The organism is Parajatrophihabitans canadensis, from assembly GCF_053764775.1.
Window position 1 is genome coordinate 583706 of sequence record NZ_CM132445.1, and the last position, 19004, is coordinate 602709.

The window sequence follows — 19004 nt, forward strand, 5'->3', positions numbered from 1 at the left end:
TTGTGATGGACTGGAGACATGCAGCTGACGAAATTCACGCACTCGTGTGTTCGGATCTCCGATGACCTCGATCGAAAACTGGTCGTCGACCCTGGGGCGTTCAGCGAAGTCGACGAGGCGCTCGACGGCATCGACGCCGTCCTCATCACCCACCAGCACGCCGATCACATCGACGTGGCCCGACTCACTGCCGCGGTCGCGGCAAACCCGGCCCTGAAGATCTGGGCTCCGAAGGACACGGTTGACCAACTGGCAAAGATCGCTGTGTTCGAGGGTCGGCTTACCGCGGTCGGTCCAGGCGAATCGTTCGTCGCTGGCGGCCTCCAAGTGCGGACCTATGGTGGCCAGCATGCCCTGATCCACTCGTCGGTACCGATGATCTCAAACGTCGCTTATCTGATCGGCGACGCGATCTATCACCCCGGTGACTCGTACACGGTGCCCAACGCGATCGTCGACACCGTGCTGATCCCGCTGAATGCACCGTGGGCAAAGGTGTCCGAGACCATCGACTTCACGACCGCGGTACGGGCCAGGCAGGCATTTCAGATCCACGACGCGTTGATAACTGAGATCGGCAGGAATTTTTACGGCGGCCTGGTGACCCGAAGCACTGAGCTGTACGGCAACACCAACTTCTCCCAGTTGGACGCACGCCAAACCGTCGAGCTGTGACGTCTTCTGCTCCGGCGGACAGCGTGCTCGCCAGACATCCGATCTTCGACGGGCACAACGATCTGCCGTTCGAATTGCGGATAATGAGGGCTCTGGCCGGAGACGCCGGCGCGTCGGCCTACGATCTTGCGCAACGCCAGACCCGAACGCACACCGACTTGGTACGGCTGCGTGAGGGCGGTGTCGGTGCCCAGTTCTGGTCGGTCTTCGTGCCTTCCACCTGGCGTGGAGAGCGCGCCGTGACGGCAACGCTCGAACAGATCGACCTCGTGCATCGAATGATCGCTGAGCACCCGCAACATCTCAGCTTCGCGGCCACCGCCGATGATGTGCGGCAAGCCTGGTCACGCGGCCGGATCGCGAGCCTGCTGGGCGCCGAAGGTGGCCACCAGATCAACTCCTCCCTCGGCGTGCTGCGCGCGATGTATGCCCTGGGCGTTCGGTATCTCACCTTGACCCACAACGACAACGTCGAATGGGCCGACTCGGCGACGGATGTCGAAGTGCACGGTGGCCTGAACGATTTCGGCCGCGAGGTGGTGGCCGAGCTGAACCGGATCGGCATGCTCGTCGATCTCTCGCATGTGTCGGTCGGTACCATGCATGATGCGCTTGCGGTCACCCAATCGCCTGTTATTTTCAGCCATTCGTCAGCCCGTGCCGTCTGTGATCACGTTCGCAACGTGCCCGACGACGTGCTTGCCGCGCTTCCGACCAACGGCGGTCTGTGCATGGTCACGTTCGTGCCGTACTTCGTCAGTGAGGAATGCCGCCTGTTTGACGAGGAAGTCGGCGCCGACATGAGGCGTCGCGGTGAGAACGTGCGGGATTGGTACGCCCGCATGAGAGCCATCGCCCGCTACGCAGACAGTCATGCCCGCCCGGTAGCGACGGTGGCTCAGGTTGCCGATCATATCGACCACGTCAGGGAAGTCGCGGGTATCGCCCACGTGGGCATCGGTGGCGATTACGACGGTTGCGACCGGTTACCGGTGGGTCTCGAGGATGTCAGCAGGTACCCGAACCTGATCGCCGAACTCCTCGATCGGCATTGGTCAGAGGCGGACCTTGCCTGCCTGACCGCGGAGAACATCCTTCGAGTGCTGGGCGATTCCGCCCGGTCTTGACGTTCTGACTTTCAGGTCACCGGGACGATTCGGGCCTCGGTCAGGGCGCCGCGCTCGATCCTCAGCAGGCCCATCGTGCCGTGCGGTTGGCGACGGCGGTCAGTCGGAGATCCTGGGTTGAAGATCCGCTGACCGTTGTGCATTTCGTTCAGCGGTATGTGGGAATGGCCGAACACCACGAGGTCGGCCGATGGGAACCGGCGACGCAACCGCGGTGCCCGACCGGCAGCCGTGCCGCTGTCGTGGATCATCGCAACACGCAAGCCGTCCAGTTCGATTTCGGCGGTTTCGCCGGCGCCCCACCCCGCAACGTCCGGACCGTCGTTGTTGCCGAGGACGACATGGACTTCGGCCCACCTGGACAGTTCATCGAGCACCGCGGGCGTGCACACGTCGCCGGCATGCAGAATGACGTCGACATCGCTCAGCAGTGCCGCGACCGCGGGTGGGCAGCTTCGCCATCGTCGCGGGGCATGGGTATCAGACAGCACTGCAACGTTCATGCCCGCCAGCATGTCAGCTCGGCTGTGCCGCATCGAAGCCAAGCTCATGGGTTCTACCCGGTGCGAGAAATTCGAGGAGCCGTTCGCCTTCGCTGGCCAGCGCCGAGCGCGTCCTTTTCGTCAGCTCTCCAAACGGCCGGAAGGTTAGCGTCGCCGTTGATCTTGCGCTGAGGACGGTGCACACCCCGGCGACGAAGCCGTTCACCAGAAAGGTCGATTTGATCAGGCCGTTGGCGCTCATGAATCGCATCCGGTTGGCGTCGTCGAAGATTCGGCCGCGATCAGCGTGCGAGAGCAGGATGTTGTCGAACTCGGCCAGGATCCGGACAGGTGCCGGGGTTTGCGGATCGGGAAGCAGGCCGTCCGGCACGTCGAACAGTTCTTGGCCGCGCTCGTTGCGGAACACGCTCAGCCCGGGCCGCAGTCGATCTATCGGTGCGCGCAACCCGGATAGCCCACTCCACACGCCGATATCGGCGACGGTTGCTGGCCCGAAAGCGGCCAGATAGCGAAGAATGGCGTCCTCGGGATTCGGATTTACCTCCAACGGTCGGTCGAGCCACCTTTCGGCGGTCGTGTGTGAGGGGGCTCCGCTCATGCCCCAGACCCCTCGCGGGGTGACCTGCACCAGGGCCAGGCCGACTCGTACCCGCGATGCCAGGTCGGCCGGCAGGTAGTCGCTGAACTCGGGTGCGAGCAGGGCGCCCAGTTCGTTCGGCGTGCGCGGCTTCTCCGCGAACAGCTCGTCAGCCCGTTCGAGCAGTCGGTCGAGGTCGATGCCCTGGGTGCGTTTGCCGGCATTGCTGAGCACAGTCCGCTCCGATGCTGCCTGCATGACCGGGCGTAGCCGCAGACAGTCCTGCGCGGTAACGAGAAAGATGGTCGATCGCATGAGGGCAATTCGCACGCACTGTCGGTCGAGCATCAAGGTGCTGAGGTCGGTTGGATCGAAGCTATCGAGGCGCGCCCAGAGAGCGGTGTAGGGCGCGTTCGGCGCTTGCGATTGCAGCCCGACCAGCCTTTCGATCGCGTCTGTGACCGGCAAGTGCCACCGTCCGAGTAGACCCTGGCGCGCGAGCAGGGCACGGTTGAGCGCCAGGTCGGTGAGGACAGGCCCGACCGCCACCTTTGACATTGCAGCTAACCCAGTCCGAGGCCCTGGGCGATGGCCTTGACCTGGTAGTCGTAGAACGCGTCATAGTCGTTGATCGTGTTGACGAGCCGTCCGAACAATTCGAAGCTGATCAGACCGAAGAGCAGGGCCCAGGACGCGATGCCTTGGGCCAGTACGGTCTCGGGAATGCCGGCGAAATCGGGCAGCGCCGCGACCTGCTTGAGGTCTGCTCGAGTGGTCTTAGGCATCCGTGAACCCGGTGGCAACGCTGGCGCCGCGGCGATCACGCCCGCCGCGACGCCGTCGCGCAGGATGGCCATCAGCACCAGCACCGGTCGCGTCGCCGGCTCGATGGTGCTTTGCGGTGCCGCGTACCCGGGCACCGGGCTGCCGTACAAGAGTGCGTACTCCGGCGGGTTGGCCCGGGCCCAGTTGCGAATGGCGTGCGCGACCGCGGTGTAGCGCCCGGTCAGGTCCGATCTCTCGACGCTGCCCTCAGCCTGCTCGGTAGCTTCGCCGAGGTCGTTGTAGGCGTCGATGATCAGCGCGGTGAGCAGATCGTCCCTGCTGGGAAAGTAGCGATAGATGGCGGACGAGACCATTCCCAAGTCGCGGGCCACGGCCCTCAGCGAGAGGTTGGCGCCGTCAGTCGCAAGATGCTTTCGGGCGGCGGCCTTGATTTCGTTGGTCATCTCGGCGCGCACCCGGGCCCGCAATCCGGAAGTCATGGGACTCAGTGTGCCACGAGAACCGGATCGGTAAAACGAAACGAGAGCGCTGCTCTGTTCGGCGTTGAGGGTCCAGAGCCGGTCAGCCCAGAGCCGGTCAGCCCAGAGCGGCGGCCGCCGATGCCCCGGACGCACTCGGTGAGGTCGCCGGCGAGCTCGACGGCGGGTTGGAGCTCGATGCGGCGGTGCTCGATGAGCTGCCGCTGGATGGCGCAGCCGACGTCGGCGCGGAGGAGCTCGCGGCTGGTGTGCTGCTCGCTGGTGCGGTGACGCCAACGCCGTCCGCAGGGCTGCTGCTCGCCGTCGTGCTGGGGGTCGGCAAGCTGTCGGTGCTCGAGTCGGGATCGCTCGTTGTCGTTGGGGCACTCGCCTCCACAGCGGGAGATACCACCCCTGGCCCGACGCCGCCAGGTCGGCCGGTAGTGGAGCCGTCACTGGCCGGCGCTTTCGGCGGAGTGTTCTGGCCGCTGCTGTCCGATCCCCTGTTCGCCAGGGCGAAGCCGGTAGCTCCCAACGCTAGGACCACCGCGGCGGCCGCAACCCAGCCGATCACCCGCTGCCGCGCTGACTGTCCTGCCGGCGGTCGGCCCGGCTGGTTGCGCGGCGCCTGTTCGGGCGGTATCTGCTGCGGTGGTCCACCTGGTGGCCCCTGCGCAGACATTGCGGCGACGGACGTTGCAGCAACCGGCTCTGGGACGGGCCTTGGGACCAGCTCTGGGACCGGCTTTGGGACGGGCACAGCCACCATCGGCGGGATTGTTGTCGCGGCCCCACGGAGGATCCGTGCGACTTCGGCTGCGCTGGGTCGATGGTCGACCTCGGTCGCAGTCATATCGCGTAGCAGGTTCGGCCAGGGGTGCGGCAGCTGTTCCGGGATATCGGGCGAACGTTCCAGCCTGGCCATGACCGCCGCGAGCGGTGGACCCTCGAACGAGCGTGCACCCGTGAGGGCCTCGATCAGCACCAACCCAAGCGAGTAGACGTCCGCCTTTGGCCCGACATCGGCACCCCGAGCCTGCTCAGGCGCCAGATAGGTGGCCGTCCCGACCATGAAGTCCGCGCTCGTGAGCCGCTCGCTGCCCAACAGCCGAACGATGCCGAAGTCCGAGAGCCGGGCCCGGACGCTGAGTTCGGGGTAGTTGGACGAATCGGTGCCGAGCAGGATGTTGGCGGGCTTCACGTCGCGGTGGACCATCCCCCGCTCGTGGACGTAATCCAGAGCATCGGCGATTTGGGTCGCCACCTGACGGACCTCGGGCTCGGCAAGCGGCCCTTCGCTGATCCGGGCCGACAGGCTCGGTCCGGTGATCAGCTCCATGACCAGAAAGGCCGGGCCGTTCGAGGCGTCGATCGATCCGTCGAACAGAGTGATGAGGTTCGGGTGGCTGAGTCCGGCCAACGCCTGCAGCTCGAGCTGCTGCCGGGTCTTACCGCCGATGTTGTCGTCCGTGTCGCCCTGTGACCTGAATACCTTCACAGCGACGTCGCGGCCGAGCAGGCCGTCGTGAGCTCGGAACACATCAGCCAGACCGCCGGCGCCCACCCGATCGAGAACTTGGTATCGGTTCGCGATCACCCAACCGGTCTGCGGCATCGCCGACAGAGGCGGCATGGCCTGGGTATCGGGACCGAGGTCCTTCTGGTCGGAAATAACTCCCCCAAGCAAGGGCAGTGCCCGAAGCTGTTGGCTCAGCTGATCCATTCCAGGCTAACCCGGTATCCGTGGTCGCGGAGCCACCCCCGTACGACTCTGTTCCAGAGACCAGCCAGCTCTCAGCACATCCACGGCGGCGCTGAGACCTTGGGTTCACCGGCTCGTCGTGTCCAGGAGGACTGAGCAGCGACACGATCTCAGTAGGCTCGCAGGGCGGCCAGCGGATTCGGCACGCCTGGAGACGGGCCAGCGTTCGCATTCTTCTGCCAAAATGTTCCGGGCACCGAAAACCGGTGAGACAGGAATCAGGTGAGCGCTATCGACGAGGCCGAGCACCGGGACCTGCCACAGCAGGGGTCGACAAACCCCCTCGGACGGCTGTCATACGCACCGCCACCCCGCACTCTCGTCGACATTCTGTATGCCACTGCCGCCGCACATCCGAGGGCCGCCGCGCTGGACAACGGCACGAGCACGCTTTCCTACACCGAGCTCATCGATCGCGTCGAGCAGCTGGCCGGCCGATTGGCGGCGGCCGGGGTGAGCCGCGGCGACCGGGTGGGCGTTCGGTTGCCGTCGGGCACACACGAGCTCTACATCGCGATCCTGGGCATCTTGCGTAGCGGTGCCGCCTACGTTCCAGTCGATTTGGACGACCCTGCCGAGCGCGCCGAGTTGGTATTCTCCGAGGCCGGGGTCGCTCTCGTCCTGACGATCGAATCACCTTTGCTGTCAGCGTCTTCAGAGGCGGGCGCTTTGGGGGCGGCGCCTTCAGAGGCGGGGGATTTTGGCGCGACGGTGCCGACCCCCGAAGTTGTCGACGATGCCTGGATCATCTTCACCTCCGGTTCGACCGGCACTCCGAAGGGAGTCGCAGTAACCCATCGCAGCGCGGCTGCGTTTGTCGACGCCGAAGCAAGATTGTTCTTACGCGATAAACCAATTTCTCCCGGCGACCGAGTTCTGGCGGGCCTGTCGGTGGCCTTCGACGCCTCCTGCGAAGAGATGTGGCTTGCGTGGCGCTACGGTGCCTGCCTGGTTCCGGCACCCCGTTCTCTGGTGCGCAGCGGCATGGATCTTGGGCCGTGGCTGGTCACCCAGGGCGTGAACATCGTCTCAACGGTGCCAACCTTGGCTGCCCTGTGGCCGGCAGAATCCCTCGACAGCGTCAGGCTTCTCATCTTCGGAGGCGAGGCGTGCCCGCCCGAACTCGCCGAACGACTGGTGTCAGAGGAGCGGGAAGTCTGGAACACCTACGGCCCGACCGAAGCGACCGTGGTCGCGTGCGCGGCCCAGCTGACCGAGGACGGCCCGGTGCGAATCGGTTTACCGCTGGATGGCTGGGATCTGGCGGTGGTGGACGCAGAGCAGCGACGGGTCAAGGCTGGCGAGGTCGGTGAACTGATCATCGGTGGGGTTGGCCTGGCCCGCTACCTTGACCCTGCGAAAGACGCCGAGAAGTTTGGCGCCATGCCTAGTCTGGGTTGGGATCGTGCTTACCGAAGCGGCGATCTCGTGCGGTACGAGCAAGCTGGCCTGATATTTCAGGGCCGAGCGGACGAGCAGGTCAAGCTCGGCGGTCGACGGATCGAGTTGGGCGAGGTGGACGCCGCGCTCCAGGCGCTGCCTCAAGTGGCGGGCGGCGCGGCTGCGGTGAAGACCACCAGAGCGGGCATCCAGATCCTGGTTGGGTATGTCGTCCCAGCAGCTGGCCAGGCGTTGGATCAAGCGGCGGCGCTTGCGCAGCTTCGCGAGATGCTGCCGGCGGCGCTCGTCCCGATGCTGGCCTCGGTCGCGACCCTACCGACTCGGACCTCGGGCAAGGTCGACCGGGCCGCGTTGCCCTGGCCGTTGCCCGGCTCAGATAACAGTGCCTCGGCTTACCACGATTTACACGGGGTCCAGGGCTGGCTGGCGGACCGCTGGACCGAGGTGCTCGGCGCGGCAATCACCGATGCCGACGATGATTTCTTCGCCCATGGCGGCGGCAGCCTGGCCGCGGCGAGGCTGGTTTCATCGCTGCGTACCCGTAATCCGCAAGTAACCGTTGCTGATATCTATGCCAATCCCCGTTTGGGCGACATGGCGTCGATGCTGGAGAAGTCAGCGCCGGCACTCCTCGACGCAGGGCCCCCGCGTACCGTCCGTCCAACCCCGGTGATCAGCCAGTGCGTGCAGATTGCGGTCACTGCGTTCGTCAACACGCTCGCCGGCTTGCGCTGGCTGACGATTCTGGGTGCACTGAACAACCTTCTTCATGACTGGCTTGCCGATTCATCGGGACAGCCGGTTGGAGCGTATGGCTGGGCGCCGACCGTGTCGTGGTGGTGGGTGCTCGCGGGGTTCGTGGCGTTCATAAGCCCGCTAGGGCGAATGGCGATTTCTGTCGCGGGCGCGAGATTGCTGTTGCGCGGCCTCAAACCGGGCAACTACCCACGCGGCGGCAGCGTTCACCTCCGACTCTGGTCCGCGGAGCGACTGGCCGAGGCGGTCGGGGCGGCAAATCTCGCTGGGGCGCCGTGGATCATCTACTACGCACGGGCGTTGGGTGCGAAGGTCGGCCGCGGCGTCGACCTGCACACCCTGCCGCCGATCACCGGAATGCTGACCCTCGGTCGTCAAGCCGCCGTCGAGCCTGAAGTTGACCTGTCCGGCTACTGGGTTGATGGCGATCTGCTCCGGGTCGGCTCGATCAGGATCGGCGCCGAGGCCACCATCGGCTCACGAAGCACGCTCGAGCCTGGCACCAGGATTGGCCGAAAGGCTGAGATCGCCCCGGGCTCGTGGGTCTCAGGCGATGTCGGGGAGGCCGAACACTGGGCGGGTGCGCCCGCCGTTCGGATCGGTGCTGCGACGCCCAGTTGGCCCGCAACGCGACCGCCCCGAGCGCCGGCCTGGGTGCTCGGCTACGGCGTCGCCTCCGCGGTGCTCTCCGCGCTTCCGTTGCTCGCCGCGGTGCCCAGCGTGCTGATTCTTGCTGCCTTCCTCGGACACCCCAGGTCGCTCGGGCAGGCGATCGGACGCGTCCTGGCGGCAGTCCCCGCCTTCACCGTGGTGTGGTTGTTCGTCTTTGCGGCACTGACGATCCTCATCGTGCGGGCACTGGGACTCGGTCTCACCGAAGGTCATCATCCGGTGCGCAGCCGGATCGGCTGGCAGGTTTGGGCCACCGAGCGGATGATGGATTCGGCCCGAAGCCTGCTCTTTCCGCTCTATTCAAGCCTGCTGACGCCGTTCTGGTTGAGGGCGCTCGGGGCCAGGGTTGGAGCAGGCGTGGAGGCTTCGACCGTGCTTCTTCTGCCCAAGATGACGGAGGTCGGCGACGGGGCCTTCCTGGCCGACGACACGATGATCGCCTCCTACGAATTGGGCGGCGGGTGGTTGCACATCGCGCCGGCCAAGATCGGTAAGCGTGCTTTTCTCGGTAATTCGGGGATGGCCGCACCCGGTCGTGTCGTGCCGAAGAACGGCCTGGTCGCCGTCCTTTCCGCCGCCCCGCAGAAGGCGAAGAAGGGATCGTCGTGGTTGGGGAGTCCGCCGGTGCAGCTGCGACGGGCGGCCGGCGGGGGAGACCTGAGCCGTACTTTCGACCCGCCTGACCGATTGAAACTCGCCCGAGCGGCAGTCGAGATCAGCCGGATCATTCCCGTCATGGTCACCGTCGCCATCGGCTTCGGTGTCCTGCTCACCCTGGAGGCGATGGTCGGCCGTTTCGGCTACATCTGGGCCGGAGCGCTCAGCGGCTTACTGCTGCTGGTTGCCGGCGCCGTGGCTGGAGCGGCGACGTCGGTGGCCAAGTGGTTGCTGGTCGGGCGAACGAAGGCCGTTGAGTACCCGCTGTGGAGTTCCTTCGTCTGGCGCAACGAGGTCGTGGACGTGTTCGTCGAGATGGTGGCCGCGCCGTGGTTCGCTCGCGCCGCCTCCGGCACGAGCGTGCTGAACGTCTGGCTGCGCAGCCTGGGCGCCAAGATCGGCCGGGGAGTGTGGTGTGAGACGTACTGGCTGCCCGAAGCGGACTTGATCACGTTGGGCGATGCAGCAACGGTAAATCGCGGGTGCGTGCTGCAGACACATCTCTTCCATGATCGAATCATGCGTATGGACACGGTCACCCTCGAGCCCGGCGCCACTCTCGGCCCGCATGGTGTGATCTTGCCTGCGGCCTCGATCGGTGCTTCGGCAACGGTCGGACCAGCCTCACTCGTCATGCGCGGCGAGGACGTGCCGCCCGCGACTCGGTGGATCGGTAACCCGATCAGTTCGTGGGCCAAGCAAGCTGAGCGGGTTCTCCAGTGAAGCCGGCTACCTACGATGGGAGGCACGGCGCGGTAAGTGCGGACGACCCGTACTTACCGCAGAGCGGCAATGGCGGCTATCGGGTCAGCCGCTACGACCTGGACCTGACCTACCGTATGAGGAGTAACCGGCTCACGGGCATAGCCAAACTGTCCGCCGTGGCCGTCCAGGAGCTGACGCGGCTGAGCCTCGATCTCGCCGGCTTCAAGGTGAGCAAGGTGTCCGTGAACTCCCAACGCGTCCACAAGTTCACTACGAGCGGCCGGAAGTTGCATATCTGGCCTAGGGAAGCGCTGCCGGTCGGCAGCAGCTTGAACATCGAGATCCACTATTCGGGCAACCCGGCACCGCTACCCGGGCTGTGGGGCGACGTCGGCTGGGAAGAGCTCGATGATGGCGTGCTGGTGGCCGGGCAGCCGAACGGGGCACCCTCGTGGTTTCCGTGCAACGATCACCCGAGCAACAAGGCGAGTTACCGAATATCGATGACCACCGATTCGCCCTACCAGGTCGTATGCAACGGTGTCCTGACCTCGAAATCGGTGCGGGCCAGCCAGACCACCTGGGTCTATGACCAGCCGGAACCGATGGCGACGTACCTGGCAAGCGTCCAGATCGGACAGTACGAGCGTCTGGACCTCGGCACGGTGGAAACCTCCGGAGGAACGGTACGTTCACACGCCGCGGTACCCCGCGCCGCAAAGGATGACTTCCGACGGGATTTCGGCCGCCAGGACGAGATGTTGGTGACCTTCGGTCGACTGTTCGGTCCGTATCCGTTCGCCGGCTACACCGTGGTCGTAACCGAGGATGAGCTCGAGATTCCCGTTGAGGCGCAAGGTATGTCGATCTTCGGTTCGAATTACCTCGACGGCCAACGCGGCGAAGAACGATTGGTGGCGCATGAGCTTGCGCATCAATGGTTCGGCAACAGCCTGACGGTCGACAGCTGGCAGCACATCTGGCTGCATGAGGGCTTCGCCTGCTATGCAGAATGGTTGTGGTCCGAATTCAGCGGTGGACAATCTGCCGACAAATTGGCGAAGCGGTATTGGGATCGGCTTGATGAACTGCCGCAGGACCTGGTAATTGCAGCACCGGGCGCCCGCCTGATGTTCGATGATCGGTTGTACAAACGAGGAGCATTGACGCTGCACGCACTGCGGCGGACGTTGGGCGATGACGATTTCTTCGACATGCTGCGGGAATGGACGCGACTGCATCGGCATGCGAACGTCACCACCGAAGGATTCATCGCGCATGTCGGCCGTTTTCGGGAGCAACCACTGGCCGGGTTGTTCAATGCCTGGCTGTTCGAGCGCGAACTGCCTAAACTCCCGTCCCGGTAAGCCATTCGTCGACGCGCCGCGTGATGATCTCTAGCGTTGCCCTTGGACGCCCTGTGAGAACCGCGACGCAGCCGAGATAGTCCGGCCCCAGGGCGAGATCCGCGAGGAACGGTGGCGACAGCGGCGCATCCGGCGCGTTCCAGCGAACCAGCCTCGGGGGTTCGTCCGGGCCGCTCACTTCGATCAGCGACGGTGCGACGGCCAGGCCATGGCCGGTTGCCTTCAACAGCGCCTCTTTGCGTACCCAATAACGAAGGAGGTCCCGCTCGCTCAGGGATCTGTTCTCGTAGTACTCGGCGGCCCGTTCAGACGCGGTCAGGGCGACGTCCGCGATTCCGTTTGCTCCAGCTGCTTCGTCGGGCAGGGCGAGTCCGTCCGCCGCCTCGATGTCGATGCCGATCGGACCGAGTTCGGTGATCGCGACTGACACCAGATCTGCCGCGTGCGAAAGGCTGAAGTGAACCCGGCAGTTGGCGGCCTGGTCCGCGATGGTATCGGCTGGTCTCGCGAGCATCGGCTTGCCGTGCGGGCCACCGCAGCTCAAGCACCGCGCCTCGATGGCCAGCTCCGCTGGGGGACGACCGACCGTGCGCGACAGAGCCAGCCTGGTCAGCCCGTGCGCCGCCGCAAAGCGGGCGCGGTCACGTTCGTGCAGCAGTTGGTAGTAGCGCTCGCGCTCGGCTTCATCCAGCAAACTCAGCAAGAACGGGTTCGCAACCGGCTGTGCGATGTACACGGCAATTCCCGCGCGCACTGTCTCGCGCAACGTCGTCACGCTGACTCCTCTCGCGCCTCTCCGTGCTCGCGGTTTGCCGTGCTCACGGTTTGCCGTGCTCGCGGTTTGCCGTGCTCGCGTTTCTCGAGGTTGGCTCGATGCAACAATCGAACGATGGAACTTCGACTCGCCCAGATCGATGCATTTGCCGACCGACTGTTCGAGGGTAATCCAGCTGCGGTGATGCCACTGCCACATTGGCTGGACGATGCGGTGTTAGCTCAGCTTGCTCGGGAGAACAATCTCTCCGAGACGGCGTTCTTCGTCTCCAACGTGCCGTCCGAGGCCGGCGAACCTCCGTTCGAGGCACCGACATATCACCTGCGATGGTTCACGCCGGCGATCGAGGTGGATCTCTGCGGGCACGCCACGCTCGCAACATCGGCCTTCATCTTCGACGACCTGCATCAGGCCGCTACCCGACTCGCATTCTGGACCCGAAGCGGTTGGTTGGCGGTCGAGCGCGACGCCGCGGGATTGATCACGATGGAACTTCCCACGGAGACGCTGGACGATGTCGACGTCGACCCCGCTATTGTCGACGCGCTCGGTATTTCAATCAACGGAGCAATGAAAGGGACCGACCTCGTCTACTTCGCGGAGTCCGCTGAAGCGATTCGGTCGATGGCACCGAATTTCGCGGTGCTGCGGTCGCTACCGGTTCGGGGTTTAGCGGTCACAGCACTCGGCGACGAGGCGGGTATCGATTTCGTGTCCCGATGGTTCGGTGCTCAGGCTGGCATCGATGAGGATCCGGTTACCGGATCGGCTCATTCCCAGCTGGCGCCATATTGGTCACGCGTTCTCGAGCGCCAAGAGTTGGTAGCCCGTCAGCTGTCGTCGCGAGGAGGAACGCTGCGTTGTCGGGTCTCTTCAGGACGAGTCCGCATCAGTGGTGGCTGTGTGCGCTATCTCGACGGCACCGTGTACTTGGCCGAGGCCATGGGTTGATCGGCCTGTGGATGGTCGGTGATTGTTGTCGGACGCTCGGTCTACGGTCCTGACGGGCTCGCCATATTTGAGCTGTCGGCGCGGTTTCACCTTGTGGATATTGGCTTTTCTTCCGAGCAGGTGCGTTAGGCTGTTGATCATGGACAGCGTCAAGGGCCCGATCTCCACCGCGTTTGCCGGTGACGACTCTGACGACTCCGACGGCTCTGATGGCGGTGCTGCGTGGCTGCCGTCGGTGTCGGGGTTCGCCGCGCTGCTCGATCTGGATGTTGCGACGTTGAGCCAGGTGGGTCGAGTGGACGCGCTGGTGGAGGTGGAGCGGTGTCGGGCGTGGCTGGAGTCGGTGCAGTTGGAGTTGTTGGCTGCTGTCGATGCCGCTGATACCTCGCGGGAGAAGTGGTCGCGCGAAGAGGTGGGGGCGGTCTTGGGGCTGGCGCCGTTGACGGTGGCCGGCCGGGTGCACGTAGCGCGGACGTTGTGTGAGGGGTTGCCTGCGACGTTGGCGGCATTGCGCGCCGGTCGAATCGGTGGGGCGCAAGCGGTGGCTATGGCGCGGGCGGTCTGGCCGTTGCCGGTGGAGATCTATCCGAAGGTGGAGGAGCGAGTGTTGGCGCGGGCGTCGGGTCAGACGCCGGGGCAATTCGGGCAGATGGTGCGGCGGGCGGTGTTGAGTGCCGATCCGCGTTCGGGTGAGCAGCGGCGGCGGACCGCGGTGGCTGACCGTCAGGTCCGGGTTGGTGATGCCGGTGACGGAATGGCCTGGTTGTCAGCGTTATTGCCCGCGGCTGATGCGCAGGCCTGTGTGCAGGGCATCGACCGAATCGCCCGCCGCGTGGGCATCAACAACGTTCACAGGGGCACTATGCCTGGTGACGTGGCGGGCCCCTGCGCTGATGCTGGGTCTGCTGCTGGGTCTGATGCTCGGTCTGATGGTGGGTCTGATGCTGGGCTTTGCGGTGACGGCCGCGAGGTTGAGGAGGGGTTGACGTTGGCGCAGCGACGGGCCGATGTTTTCGTCGCGGCCCTGCTCACCGGCCTCAATCCACAGCCAACCAACCCCAGCAACGGCGACCTCGGCGACCTAGGCGATCTCGATGCTGTCGGTTCAGTCCCGAGCGATCTCGATGCTGTTGGTTCAGTCCCGGGCAACCTCCAGGCGGGCCGTCGCGACCCGCGTGGTGCTGACGCCGCTCTTCTGGGCGGAGGTGTTGTGCGTCCGCCGCGGTATCCCGAGGTGCAGGTGATTGTGTCGGCCTCGACATTGCTTCACCAGGATGATGAGCCAGGCTGGTTGACCGGGTATGGGCCGGTCACGGCTGAGACAGCGCGCGAGTTAGCTCACGACCCGTCGGGGACATGGCGGCGATTGCTGATCGATCCCGTACAGGGGGCGTTGCTGGACTACGGCCGCACGACGTACACGCCGCCCAAGCATCTTCATGATCATGTAGTCGCAAGGGACGGGTGGTGCACGTTTCCGACGTGTATGACGCCAGCACGGCTATGCGATCTGGATCATCTGATTCCGTTCCCGCGGGGTGAAACCAGTGCCGCCAACCTTGCCCCGGCCCACCGGCGTCATCACAACAGCAAAACCCACGGCCAGTGGCAGGTGAGGCGCGACCCGCAGACCAACGTCGTCACGTGGACGAGCCCGCAGGGTCGGATTCATCAAAACCAGCCCCCTGAACGCTGGCATTTCCCTCACACGAACAACGCGCCCACGAACAACAACGCGCCCACGAACAACGCGCCCACGAACAACAACGCGCCCACGAACAACGCGCCCACGAACAACAACGCGCCCAAGATTGCTCAGAACGATCGCGGCCCGAACGACCTTGACGTGCCCGCGATACCTCCCGGCGATGGCTGTCCGTTCTAGCTACGGACGTCAGGGAGGCCGAGCTTGTGCCGGGCGATTGTGTCGGCGAATACGGCGGCCATGCCCGCGTAGCCGAGTTCGTTCGGATGAAAATGATCTTCGGCCAGTTTGCCTTTCCAAGATCCTGGACGTCGTTGGCGCATATCCGCGACGATCAGGCCACGTTCGGGGGCAGCCTTGTCGAGCTGTCTGTTAACGATTGCGGCCGCCGTCCGCGGATTCGGAAGATTGGCAACGACGCTGCCGGCTGGCAATACCCGAACCATCTCGGCGAACCGATCGGGCAGGCCAACGCGATATCGGCGGCGAATCAGATCGTTCGATCCGATCATCACAGTGACCAGATCTGGTTGCACGCCTAGGCGTTGTATCGCCGGAAGTTGACGCTCGAGGACATCCTCAACCCGAGCACCGCTGGTCGAGAAATTGACGATTCGATAAGCGGGTAGACCACGTGCGACGAGCTCGACCGCAGTCTGGTTGACCCATCCTCGGTCGAAGGCGCTCGCCCCGATGCCCTGAGACATCGAATCCCCGATGACGACCCACAGCGGACCCGCTGACGCCATGGCGACGGCGTTCGCGCGACGCCACGACTCGGCGTAGGGCGCTATCTCGTCCTGAACTGCCTTGACCCCCGACATCAGCCGTGCGGCTACGGAGACAAATGGCCCCGGTGGCCGGCCGCTGAGATTCGAGTATTCAAAGTCTGGCTCATCCACGCGAGTTGAACGAGTCGCGGCACCGATGGATTCCGAGCGGGACAGAACTCTGGCCTCAACGATCAGGGGGTCTTGCTTCCACTGCTCGTATCCGGGTCGAGGTCGCCGGGCTCGATGAGACGTTCCAGGTGCGCAGCCAGCAGCGCAAAGTCGACCGTGTGATATTGGTTGGCATCGGCCGACGAGGATCGTGCCGCCGAGTAGTCAATCCCGCGGTCTCCGATGATCAGGCTCATGTGGCGCTCCTTGCGGCGAAATGCGATTGGCGAACTCAAATGCGTTCAGCGAATTCATCAGGGAGGAGTCACCACACAGTCGCCTGATACCGCGCGAAAGCGCCGAAGGGACCTCAATCAGACCGATGCTGCGCTGTGCCGACCTTCCAGGTTGCTCAAGCTGACGGAGAATCCAAGCGCAAGCACCGTCCCGATAGCACCGCCGATTGCGATCGTTGCCGATGGACTGATGTGCTCACTGGCAATACCCGCAAGGAGCAAGCCGGCACCTTGAGCTACCAGGAATCCCGATGACGCCAATCCGACCACCTGGCCACGATGCTGGGTCGGCACAGCCTGGGTGAACGACGACATGGCCTCGATCAGATAAGCGGTCAGGACACCCGACACAAATAGCAGTACAACGGCAACGGCGACGTTCGGCACGATGGCGAAGCAGACCAGTGGCAGTCCCGCGGCGGCTGCCATCGGCCCAACCCATTGTCGCCGAAATTCCGGGCTGACCAGTCGAATCAACAGAAACGCACCGACTGCAGTTCCGGCGGGCGCAGCCGCCATGATGATGCCGGTCGCCGCCGTGCCGCCGTCCACCGATGCCGCGAAGGGAGCCGCAATCCCTTCTGGAATCACGTACAGACCGACCAGCCACGCCAATCCCAACAGCGAACGCAAGCGGCGGTTTCGACTGATCAATCGAGCCGCGGTCCGCAGGCCGGATAGGTACGTCCGAGGTTCGGGGTCCTGCGCGGCCGGCGGGATGCCACCTGCGGGATGCCCGTTCAGCCCGACCCGCAGGATCGCGGCCGACAGCACGAAGGTCACCGCATCTACGAACAGACCGGTCCTCGGACCGACCGCGGCGATCAACAGACCACCGCCGGCGAAACCGGCCAACTGGGCTAGCTGACCGGTGAGCGAACGCAACGCAACCGCGACCGGATACCGTTCGGTGTCGAGAATGTCGGGCAGGATCGAAGCCTGGGCTGCGCTGAACGGCGTCCCGACGAGTACAACGAATACCAGCAGGACACAGACCACGACGAGCGGCACTGAGGGCATCGCCATGAACGCGAGCAACACTGCGCGAATCAGGTCGCACACGACGAGCACTGTTCTGCGCGCCACGCGATCCGCGATCCCCGACAGCAGCACCCCGCCGAGCAGTGCGGGCAGGAACGTCAGCGCATACGTCGACGACGTCAGTGCCGCCGAACCCGTCCGGTCGTAAACCAAGATCGTCAGGGCGACTCGAGCCAGCTGATCGCCAAGGCTCGACTGCGCGTCGGCCAGCCAAAGCATCCGGTATTCACGGATGCGAAGAACGTCCGTGAAGGTGATCCGGCGGGCTTCTGTGCGTGACAAAACGAGAAGCCTCCACTTCGCTACCGTGCCCGCGGTGTTGCCCTCGTGCACAGCGTGCAGTGGGATTTACTTGGCCGTCATTGGACCATTATTACGGATCGGGCGCTCACCCGTGGGAAGCATAGGCGGCCTCGAGCTCCTACGCGGTCGTACCCACGAACTGCACGCGATCGCGGCCGCCACGCTTCGCCTCGTAAAGCGCCGCGTCGGCCGCATGCAGCAGCAGCTCGACTTCGGTGCCGTGGTGCGGGTACAGAGCCACGCCGATGGATGCAGAGAAGCCGGTGAGCATCCGGTCCGGGTTGTCCGGCGACTGGATTTCCAGCGCGCGGATGCGGGCCAACACGCGTTCGGTGATCACTGAGAGGACATCGGGGTTCACGTCCGGAAGCAGCGCGACGAATTCCTCGCCCCCGAAGCGCCCGATCGTGTCGTACTCGCGCAATTCCGTCGTGAGTGCGTCAGCAGCGGCCTTCAACACCGCGTCGCCGACCATGTGACCGTAGGTGTCGTTGACCGACTTGAACTTGTCCATGTCGATGATGAGCATGGCGGCACCCTGGCGGTCACGCTCGGCGCGAGCAAGTTCCTTGCCCACGATCTGGCGCCAGGTGACGGCGTTGAGAAGCCCAGTCTTCTGGTCCGTGGTGGCGGCGGCTTCGAGCTGCTTGAAGAGCGCACCCCGCTGGAGCACGACCATGGGTACCACGGCCAAGGCGGTCAGCCATGGCACATAAAGCGCGACGATCGCCGTCATGCCACCGAGGCAGAGGGTCGCGAGTTCGAGAGCGTTCTCTTCCCACGTTCCGAAGAGCGAGCGGACCGGAATCGGGTGGGCCGCGAGGTAGATGGCGCCGCCGACCAGAGTGGTCTGAACGAGCGTGTAGATCACGATCGCGATGGCCACGCACACGGCCTCGGTCGCGCCTGGCGAAAGCAGGGCGAAGTGTGGACGCGCATCGTGTAGCACCGCTGAGCCGGCGATACACGCGAGCACCACCGTCGCGGCGTTGAACACCTGCCGATGCGGCGGCCGACCGTTACGTAACCGCAAGCCGAACATCGATGTGGTGATGACGATGGCAAGCGTTGCCGAAAGCCCCATCGGAAGTGCAACGACGCCGGCGAAGGTCCAGACCGAAGTCATATCGATCTGGTGACTGTCGAAGACCCGGATTCGGAGTCGTTCAGTGCGTGAAGAGACCCGCTGGAAGAAGGCAAACAGGCCGATGAAGATCACGAAACGGGCTGCGGCGGCCAGCGAGACGGACATCGTCATGACCATGACCACGACGGAGGTGAGGGCAAAAACGGCTGCGACGGCCTCGACGGTGAAAAGGTAAGCCCGCATGCTGAGCGGAAGTGTATTCACAATCCACTGGCGTCTACCCATGCTTCGCGACGACTTGGGTCGCGTAGGTAGCGCCATGCCGCTGGCTCCAGATTGTTGAACCGTCTACTTGTCGAATAAAGATAACGCAGATTTGACGCTCTGTCACGAGTTTCTCGAATGTGATTTGGGCATCTTCTGCAGCGCTCGCGCCGGGTTTAAGAGGCCTTAAACCGTCATATTTCGTCTCTTACCTACCTCTTATTTTTTAACCTCGATATCACACTGTGCGACCAA

At 64.5% G+C, this 19004-nt stretch carries 15 protein-coding genes; 6 read left to right on the forward strand and 9 right to left on the reverse strand.

Going from position 1 to position 19004, the window contains the following annotated elements; translation table 11 throughout:
* The first annotated feature begins 18 nt into the window (after window positions 1-18).
* The gene (locus tag ACSMXN_RS02825; protein ID WP_022913759.1) at window positions 19-675 is read left to right on the forward strand and encodes an MBL fold metallo-hydrolase; all 657 of its coding nucleotides are present in this window, start codon (window positions 19-21) and stop codon (window positions 673-675) included.
* Complete coding sequence (locus ACSMXN_RS02830) at window positions 672-1802, forward strand: dipeptidase (protein ID WP_022913760.1); 1131 nt, start codon at window positions 672-674, stop codon at window positions 1800-1802. The genes ACSMXN_RS02825 and ACSMXN_RS02830 overlap by 4 nt, the downstream gene beginning before the upstream one ends.
* Window positions 1803-1813: 11 nt before the next feature.
* Here the strand turns inward: ACSMXN_RS02830 and ACSMXN_RS02835 are convergent, their stop codons facing one another.
* The 4 genes from ACSMXN_RS02835 to ACSMXN_RS02850 form a co-directional block, all read right to left on the reverse strand.
* Window positions 1814-2305, reverse strand: a complete 492-nt coding sequence (locus tag ACSMXN_RS02835) for a metallophosphoesterase family protein (protein WP_027139544.1) — start codon at window positions 2303-2305, stop codon at window positions 1814-1816.
* 13 nt (window positions 2306-2318) lie between these two features.
* Window positions 2319-3440 carry a winged helix DNA-binding domain-containing protein gene (locus tag ACSMXN_RS02840; protein ID WP_022913762.1) on the reverse strand — a complete coding sequence of 374 codons (1122 nt, stop codon included), beginning with the start codon at window positions 3438-3440 and terminating at the stop codon, window positions 2319-2321.
* Window positions 3441-3445: 5 nt separating this feature from the next.
* Complete coding sequence (locus ACSMXN_RS02845) at window positions 3446-4147, reverse strand: TetR/AcrR family transcriptional regulator (protein ID WP_027139545.1); 702 nt, start codon at window positions 4145-4147, stop codon at window positions 3446-3448.
* 97 nt (window positions 4148-4244) lie between these two features.
* Entirely contained in the window at window positions 4245-5849 is a 1605-nt protein-coding gene (locus tag ACSMXN_RS02850) for a serine/threonine-protein kinase (protein ID WP_022913764.1), read from the reverse strand.
* A 270-nt stretch (window positions 5850-6119) separates the two neighbouring features.
* Between ACSMXN_RS02850 and ACSMXN_RS02855 the strand changes: the two genes are divergently transcribed.
* Window positions 6120-10097: a Pls/PosA family non-ribosomal peptide synthetase gene (locus tag ACSMXN_RS02855; protein ID WP_081649167.1), complete on the forward strand. Its 3978-nt coding sequence runs from the start codon at window positions 6120-6122 to the stop codon at window positions 10095-10097.
* On the forward strand, window positions 10094-11446 hold the full coding sequence (locus ACSMXN_RS02860) for a M1 family metallopeptidase (protein WP_022913766.1): 1353 nt from the start codon (window positions 10094-10096) through the stop codon (window positions 11444-11446). Before ACSMXN_RS02855 ends, ACSMXN_RS02860 begins: the two co-directional genes overlap by 4 nt.
* Here the strand turns inward: ACSMXN_RS02860 and ACSMXN_RS02865 are convergent.
* Window positions 11427-12221, reverse strand: a complete 795-nt coding sequence (locus ACSMXN_RS02865; protein WP_022913767.1) for a 4'-phosphopantetheinyl transferase superfamily protein — start codon at window positions 12219-12221, stop codon at window positions 11427-11429. The genes ACSMXN_RS02860 and ACSMXN_RS02865 overlap by 20 nt on opposite strands.
* Before the next feature lie 114 nt (window positions 12222-12335).
* Between ACSMXN_RS02865 and ACSMXN_RS02870 the strand changes: the two genes are divergently transcribed.
* Entirely contained in the window at window positions 12336-13172 is an 837-nt protein-coding gene (locus ACSMXN_RS02870; protein ID WP_022913768.1) for a PhzF family phenazine biosynthesis protein, read from the forward strand.
* Between the two features lie 139 nt (window positions 13173-13311).
* Window positions 13312-15057 carry an HNH endonuclease signature motif containing protein gene (locus ACSMXN_RS02875; RefSeq protein WP_022913769.1) on the forward strand — a complete coding sequence of 582 codons (1746 nt, stop codon included), beginning with the start codon at window positions 13312-13314 and terminating at the stop codon, window positions 15055-15057.
* On the opposite strand, the gene ACSMXN_RS02880 is transcribed toward ACSMXN_RS02875, so the two are convergent.
* The 4 genes from ACSMXN_RS02880 to ACSMXN_RS02895 all read right to left on the reverse strand — a co-directional run bounded on the left by ACSMXN_RS02880 (window position 15054) and on the right by ACSMXN_RS02895 (window position 18728).
* On the reverse strand, window positions 15054-15701 hold the full coding sequence (locus tag ACSMXN_RS02880) for an SGNH/GDSL hydrolase family protein (protein WP_196811310.1): 648 nt from the start codon (window positions 15699-15701) through the stop codon (window positions 15054-15056). The genes ACSMXN_RS02875 and ACSMXN_RS02880 overlap by 4 nt on opposite strands.
* Window positions 15702-15841: 140 nt before the next feature.
* A complete protein-coding gene (locus ACSMXN_RS02885) occupies window positions 15842-16015 on the reverse strand; it encodes a hypothetical protein (RefSeq protein ID WP_022913771.1) in 174 nt (57 codons plus the stop codon).
* 117 nt (window positions 16016-16132) lie between these two features.
* Window positions 16133-17377, reverse strand: coding sequence for an MFS transporter (locus tag ACSMXN_RS02890; RefSeq protein ID WP_035944036.1), 1245 nt, complete (start codon window positions 17375-17377; stop codon window positions 16133-16135).
* A gap of 139 nt (window positions 17378-17516) precedes the next feature.
* Window positions 17517-18728, reverse strand: coding sequence for a GGDEF domain-containing protein (locus ACSMXN_RS02895; protein ID WP_022913773.1), 1212 nt, complete (start codon window positions 18726-18728; stop codon window positions 17517-17519).
* Between the last annotated feature and the right edge of the window lie 276 nt (window positions 18729-19004).